This window comes from Ahrensia marina (assembly GCF_001293565.1).
Taxonomy (GTDB): domain Bacteria; phylum Pseudomonadota; class Alphaproteobacteria; order Rhizobiales; family Rhizobiaceae; genus Ahrensia; species Ahrensia marina.
On sequence record NZ_JXMU01000009.1, the window covers coordinates 113,732 to 120,439 of the forward strand.

Below are 6,708 nucleotides of genomic sequence, written 5' to 3' on the forward strand. Positions count from 1 at the left end.
AGCGGTTTAAGAAACTTCAATAACGCTTTGAAAGCGATATTTAAATAATTAAGCAGCAGATATTGTAGAAACCGCTGTTTTACCTGAACGCTGATCAATGTCAGTTTCAAAGTTTACTTTTTGACCTTCTGTAAGGCCGTTCATGCCAGCACGCTCAAGTGCTGTTGCGTGTACGAATACGTCTTTCGCGCCATCGTCAGGAGCGATAAAGCCGTAACCTTTTTGGTCGTTGTAAAATTTAACTGTACCTGTAGCCATGATGTGAATTCCTTCTCACTATCGTCGTCGCATGGAGTGGAAAATGATTCTTCAACTCCGGTTTATTTCGAAATTCGAAGAATTCTTAAACGTGCGCGGCCGATGTGGGCAGGCAATTCAATAGTCCGTCAAGTTCGATAATTACTTCGTAAGCCCCAATTGTGACAATTGCAAGAATTTGTGCAAAGTTTCGCGGCGCGGCTTGCATTTATTTTTGACCTGAGATTCAATTTTTTAAGATGCGGCAAACTCAACAGCAATCTTTGCGGCCAGTTCGGCATTGTTTTTCACCAACGCAATATTGGTTTCAAGGCTTTTACCGCCGGAGATTTCGACAATGCGGCTCAGCAGCCACGGCGTGACGTCTTTACCGGAGACATTTTTCTGGTCCGCTTCATTTTGAGCAACTGTTATAATGGTTGCCATTTCCGGATAGGGGATTTCGTCGCTTTCAGGCACTGGATTGGTGATCAGAATACCGCCATGGCCAAAAGCTTTCTGCTCGGTGCGCAACTGCATGAATTGTGCAATTTGCGCTGCCGTATCAAGGCGTAATGGTGCCGCAATACCGCTGTCACGGGACCAGAATGCGGGCAAAGCGTCCTGTCCATAAGCGATAACCGGTACGCCGCGCGTTTCAAGCGCTTCCAATGTCTTGGGAATATCGAGAATTGCTTTCGCGCCGGCGCTCACAACGGTGACGGCCGTGCGGCCCAACTCGTCAAGATCGGCCGATATATCGAACGTTTCTTCTGCGCCGCGGTGGACGCCGCCAATGCCGCCGGTGGCAAAGACCGCAATACCGGCTGCCTGTGCGGCCATCATGGTTGCAGCAACGGTGGTACCGCCGGTTGCACCGCGCACCATGGCATAAGCCAGATCAGCGCGCGAAAGTTTCATGGTGCCTTTTTGCTGGGCAAGCCACTCGGCCTGTTCATCATCAAGGCCCACATGAAGCTTGCCTTCAATCACGGCAATCGTCGCCGGAACAGCGCCATTATCGCGGATGATTGCTTCAACACTGCGTGCCATTTCCAGATTGTCAGGGTAGGGCATGCCATGGGTGATGATGGTTGATTCAAGGGCAACAATCGCACGCTTTTCGCTCAGCGCATTGCTGACTTCTTCTGTATAATGAATGTCCATGGGTCAGGGCTTTCTGTTTGACGCTGCTTCATTGTGCTGCAAGAACATTTGCATAGGCAGAGCTAAATTTTTCTTCGTTGACGAGGCCATGGCATATCGGGCCATCGGCCTGCAAGGTCATTTGTGCGCAGGCAATGCCAAACAAAGCAGCCTCATTTAATGTTGCGGCCGATTGTGTGCATAGCGCGGCAATTGTACCGCCAGCCAAGGCATCACCGGCACCGGTAACATCAATGACAGAGGCAATCGCGGGAATGACATGTGTGGTGATTATGCCGTTTTCAAGACACAAGACATTGTTGGCCCCGTCGGTGATAATTGCACCGCGAAATCCGAGATCTGTCAGCGCCGCCGGATCATCACCGCCGGTTAACGCCTTTAACTCGCGCTGGTTGATAAACAAGGCCGATATTTGTGCTGCAATAGGTTTTAAACGGTTCACTTTGGCCGGCGATATGCCCATGGCATATAAGGGCCGCTTGGTAAGCTCTGCTGTCTTGATCAATGCGGTTTCGCTTAAATTGGCATCGACCAGAACCGCCTGCGCTGCCGCAATGCGTGAACGGCCTTCCAAACGGCGTACCTGCCTGTCAAACCCGGCATCATAAAGTGCCATATCCGCCAGAGCGGTGATCAGCTCACCGTCAGTATCCAGAATGGCTGTATAAGTCGGCGTGGCCCGGTCAACAAATGTCCCGCTAAAATCATAAAGGCCGGCATCGTCGATAGCCTGCTCGACGGCTCGGCCCACACTGTCACCGCCGCGCACCGACATCATGGCAGCATTGCCGACATGACGCATTTGCGCGTTGCGCAGCACATTAAAAGCACCGCCGCCAATATGTTCGCTAAAATTAACCGGATTGGACGCACCGGCAATATGCGGTGTAATCATCCGCGCGGTACGGTCAATATGGGCACCGCCAATGGCAAGCAGTTGGACGGTATCAGTTTCCATTGATTAAGTGACTCGCAATAAGAGTGATTTTGTACCAATGTGTTTAAGTGTTCGCGCCAAATGCGGCAACCGATTCCCTTAAAATGGTAAAAACATGACAGCGCCGCGCAGTCAAAGCGGAGGGCAGTGGCACAATTTTATTGAAACGAAAGTGGAACAAAATTAAATAGAGATACAAAAACAATGGCTTGTATGTATTGCAAAAATAGAACAAACGCGGTACAAATAATTCACGTTGACAATTCGCACCCCTGATGTGCGATACCTAAAGGTGGATAATATGGCCCAGAATAGCTTGCGCTTGGTTGAAGGAAATTCAGTGGATAAATCAAAAGCATTAGATGCCGCCCTGGCTCAGATTGAACGCTCTTTTGGCAAGGGTTCAATCATGCGTCTGGGCGCGAATGAGCAGATCGTCGAGATTGAGACAGTACCAACCGGTTCGTTGTCTCTGGATATCGCGTTGGGCGTAGGCGGCTTGCCGAAAGGCCGCATCATCGAGATTTACGGCCCTGAAAGCTCAGGTAAGACAACAATGGCCCTGCATACGGTGGCCGAAGCCCAGAAGAACGGCGGTATTTGCGCCTTTGTGGATGCCGAGCATGCGCTTGATCCGGTTTATGCTCGCAAATTGGGCGTTGACCTTGAGGATCTTTTGATTTCGCAGCCTGATAATGGTGAGCAGGCGTTGGAGATTGCCGATACGCTTGTGCGGTCGGGGGCTTGTGACGTGCTTGTCATTGACTCGGTGGCCGCTTTGACACCGCGGGCCGAGATTGAAGGCGAAATGGGTGATTCTTTGCCGGGCCTTCAGGCGCGTCTGATGAGCCAGGCTCTGCGTAAGCTGACCGGTTCGATTTCACGCTCCAACACAATGGTTATCTTCATCAACCAGATTCGTATGAAAATCGGTGTGATGTTTGGCTCGCCTGAAACAACAACCGGCGGTAATGCTTTGAAATTCTACGCATCCGTTCGCCTGGATATCCGCCGTATCGGTGCTGTGAAGGACCGCGATGAGGTTGTTGGCAACCAGACCCGCGTCAAAGTTGTCAAAAACAAACTGGCGCCGCCATTCAAAGAGGTCATTTTTGACATCATGTACGGTCAGGGCATTTCCAAAACCGGTGAATTGATCGATCTGGGCGTAAAAGCCGGTATCGTTGAAAAATCCGGTTCGTGGTTCTCTTATGATAGCCAGCGCTTGGGACAGGGACGGGAAAACGCCAAACAATTCCTGGCCGATAACCGCGATGTCTATGATAAAATCGAGCTGGCTTTGCGCCAGAATGCCGGATTGATTGCAGAACAATTCCTGCATGATGATGAAACGGCAGACAAGGCCAAATCCGGCGAGGATTTCGATGGGTCAAAAGATGATCTTCCAGACGTTGCCAATGGCAAAAAATAGGATAATTGACCCTATAATCTAATCTATTGGACCCGCTTCTTTTAAAGGAGGCGGGTTTTCTTCGCTTTTAGCACACAAAGACCTGCAATCACTGGACACTGGCCTATAGTTTCGACTAATCAATGCGCTGAACATCAAGTGCGGTTCGCAGGGTTGAAAAACAACGGCAGGCTACGCACTTGGCAATTATCAAATGCTGATGATCAGGCAGGTATTCAATGAGCGGCGTTAACGAGATACGCAATACATTCCTCGACTATTTTGGCGCGAACGGCCATGCCAAAGTACCGTCGAGTTCACTGGTGCCGCACAATGATCCCACATTGATGTTCACAGCTGCCGGTATGGTCCAATTCAAGAACGTTTTCACCGGCCTTGAAAAACGCGATTATACCCGCGCAACCACATCGCAAAAATGCGTGCGCGCAGGCGGCAAGCATAATGATCTTGATAATGTGGGCTATACGGCCCGCCACCATACTTTCTTTGAAATGCTGGGCAATTTCTCATTTGGCGATTATTTCAAGGAAGAGGCGATCACCCATGCCTGGAACTTGGTCACCAAAGAATATGGTCTCGATAAAGACCGGCTGCTGGTAACAATCTATCATACCGATGATCAGGCATTCGATCTTTGGAAAAAAATTGCCGGCCTGCCTGACGAAAAAATCATTCGCATCGCAACGAGCGATAATTTCTGGTCCGCCGGTGATACGGGACCATGCGGTCCGTGTTCAGAAATTTTTTATGACCACGGCGATCACATCTGGGGTGGACCTCCGGGAAGTCCCGAAGAAGACGGCGACCGGTTTGTCGAAATCTGGAACCTTGTTTTCATGCAGTATGAGCAGATCGCACCGGATGTGCGCCATGATCTGCCAAGCCCGTCGATTGATACCGGCATGGGGCTGGAGCGCATTTCTGCGGTCATGCAGGGCGTCCATGACAATTATGACATTGATCTTTTCAAAGCGCTGATCCGCGCATCGGAAGAACTGACATCGACAAAGGCGGAGGGCGCCAACAAGGCCAGCCACCGCGTTATTGCCGACCATCTGCGCGCAACCAGCTTTCTGATAGCAGACGGTGTTTTGCCGTCCAATGAAGGGCGTGGCTATGTGCTGCGCCGTATTATGCGCCGTGCCATGCGCCATGCCCATCTATTGGGTGCACAGGATCCGCTGATGCACCGTCTTGTGCCATCGCTGATTACACAAATGGGTGCAGCCTATCCTGAACTGGACCGCGCGCGCGGTTTGATTACCGAAACATTGGAGCTGGAAGAGACAAAGTTCCGCAAAACGCTGGACCGCGGCCTTGGTTTGCTCAACGATGCGGCAGCCGGCTTGAAAGAGGGCGACTCCTTGTCCGGCGAGACCGCATTTAAACTCTATGACACGTATGGTTTTCCGCTTGATTTGACGCAGGACGCCTTGCGCGCGCGCAATATTGAAGTTGACCTTGTCGGCTTTGATACCGCCATGGAAAAGCAAAAGGCCGAGGCACGTGCCAACTGGTCCGGTTCCGGCGATGCGGCAGACGAAAAAGTCTGGTTCGCGCTGCGCGATGAATATGGGGCCACTGAATTTTTCGGTTATGAAACTGAAAAAGCAGAAGGCGTTATCAACGCGATTGTCAAAGATGGTGAGATTACGGATAGCGCAGGCGAAGGCGACAAGGTTTCTGTCACCGTGAACCAGACGCCGTTTTATGGCGAATCCGGCGGCCAGCAGGGTGACCGCGGCGTTATCAAAGGCGACGGCTTCGAGCTGAAAGTGCTCGATACATTGAAAAAAGCCAACGGCCTGTTTGTTCATGTGTGTGAAGTTGCAAGCGGCAAGGTGGAGAAAGGCGCGCCGGTTGAACTGATCGTCGATCATCTGCGGCGTTCAAAGCTGCGCTCCAACCATTCGGCAACACACCTTATTCATGAGGCGCTGCGTGAGGTCTTGGGGACCCATGTTGTTCAAAAAGGGTCGCTGGTTGCCGAAGACCGTTTGCGCTTCGACTTTTCGCACAACAAGCCGATTTCGGACGAAGATCTGGCAAAGATTTCAGATATTGCCAATGAAATTGTGCTTCAAAACAGTCCGGTTACAACCCGCCTGATGAATGTTGATGATGCGCGTGAAGCCGGTGCCATGGCTTTGTTTGGTGAAAAATACGGCGATGAAGTGCGCGTTGTGTCCATGGGCACTGCGCTACGCGGCGAAAAACAAGGACAGCCATATTCACTTGAATTGTGCGGCGGCACACATGTGGCCGCAACCGGTGAAATTGGCGTTGCCCAAATCATTGGTGAGAGCGCTGTTTCGTCCGGCGTTCGCCGTATCGAAGCTTTGACAGGCGAGGCGGCACGCCACTATTTGCAAAATCAGGATGCATTGATGCGCCGCACGGCCGGTCTGCTTAAAACATCGCCTGAGGATGTTGTTACGCGCATAGAAGGCCTGCTCGATGAGCGCAAAAAAATGGAACGCGAATTGACCGAAGCGCGCAAAGCACTGGCGCTTGCCGGCCCTGCATCCGGCGGCGGCGAGGACGGCGCGCGCGAAATCAACGGCGTGAAATTTTTAGGACGCGTTGTCAGCGGCGTTTCCCCGCGCGATTTAAAACCCATGGTCGACGAGGCAAAAGCCTCAATCGGCTCCGGCGTAGTGGTTTTGATCGCTGTGTCAGATGATGGCAAAGCCAGCATTGTCGTCGGCGTAACCGGCGATTTGGTGGCCGAGAAAAGCGCGGTTGATCTCGTGCGTGTCGGTTCTGCTGCACTTGGCGGAAAAGGTGGCGGCGGGCGTCCTGACATGGCGCAGGCCGGTGGACCGGACGGTGCTAAAGCTGACGCGGCTATCGAAGCCATCGCGGCAGCTCTTTAGAGCGTGTCTGCTTTTCACTGAATCGCACCCACGCTCTACCCCTTTGATTTGCCGCATGT

5 protein-coding genes are annotated in these 6,708 nt (G+C 51.9%); 2 read left to right on the forward strand and 3 right to left on the reverse strand.

Annotated elements, in window-relative coordinates; genetic code table 11:
• Positions 1-48: 48 nt before the first annotated feature.
• The 3 genes from SU32_RS07455 to SU32_RS07465 all read right to left on the reverse strand — a co-directional run bounded on the left by SU32_RS07455 (position 49) and on the right by SU32_RS07465 (position 2,362).
• Complete coding sequence (locus SU32_RS07455; protein ID WP_053998721.1) at positions 49-258, reverse strand: cold-shock protein; 210 nt, start codon at positions 256-258, stop codon at positions 49-51.
• A 234-nt stretch (positions 259-492) separates the two neighbouring features.
• Positions 493-1,404, reverse strand: a complete 912-nt coding sequence (locus SU32_RS07460) for a pseudouridine-5'-phosphate glycosidase (RefSeq protein ID WP_053998722.1) — start codon at positions 1,402-1,404, stop codon at positions 493-495.
• A gap of 28 nt (positions 1,405-1,432) precedes the next feature.
• Positions 1,433-2,362, reverse strand: a complete 930-nt coding sequence (locus tag SU32_RS07465) for a carbohydrate kinase family protein (RefSeq protein ID WP_053998723.1) — start codon at positions 2,360-2,362, stop codon at positions 1,433-1,435.
• A gap of 280 nt (positions 2,363-2,642) precedes the next feature.
• On the opposite strand from SU32_RS07465, the gene recA reads away from it, so the two are divergent.
• Both recA and alaS read left to right on the forward strand, forming a co-directional pair.
• Positions 2,643-3,773, forward strand: coding sequence for a recombinase RecA (gene recA / locus SU32_RS07470; RefSeq protein WP_053998724.1), 1,131 nt, complete (start codon positions 2,643-2,645; stop codon positions 3,771-3,773).
• A gap of 218 nt (positions 3,774-3,991) precedes the next feature.
• Positions 3,992-6,649 (forward strand): alanine--tRNA ligase, encoded by a 2,658-nt coding sequence (gene alaS / locus SU32_RS07475; protein WP_053998725.1) that lies wholly within the window; start codon positions 3,992-3,994, stop codon positions 6,647-6,649.
• Positions 6,650-6,708 lie beyond the last annotated feature (59 nt).

What these genes read in the sequence shown, in the direction of transcription:
- alaS (WP_053998725.1), top strand. Translation starts at nt 3,992, where the DNA reads ATGAGCGGCGTTAACGAGATACGCAATACATTCCTCGACTATTTTGGC.
- recA (WP_053998724.1), top strand. Translation starts at nt 2,643, where the DNA reads ATGGCCCAGAATAGCTTGCGCTTGGTTGAAGGAAATTCAGTGGATAAA.
- SU32_RS07455 (WP_053998721.1), bottom strand. Translation starts at nt 258, where the DNA reads ATGGCTACAGGTACAGTTAAATTTTACAACGACCAAAAAGGTTACGGC.
- SU32_RS07460 (WP_053998722.1), bottom strand. Translation starts at nt 1,404, where the DNA reads ATGGACATTCATTATACAGAAGAAGTCAGCAATGCGCTGAGCGAAAAG.
- SU32_RS07465 (WP_053998723.1), bottom strand. Translation starts at nt 2,362, where the DNA reads ATGGAAACTGATACCGTCCAACTGCTTGCCATTGGCGGTGCCCATATT.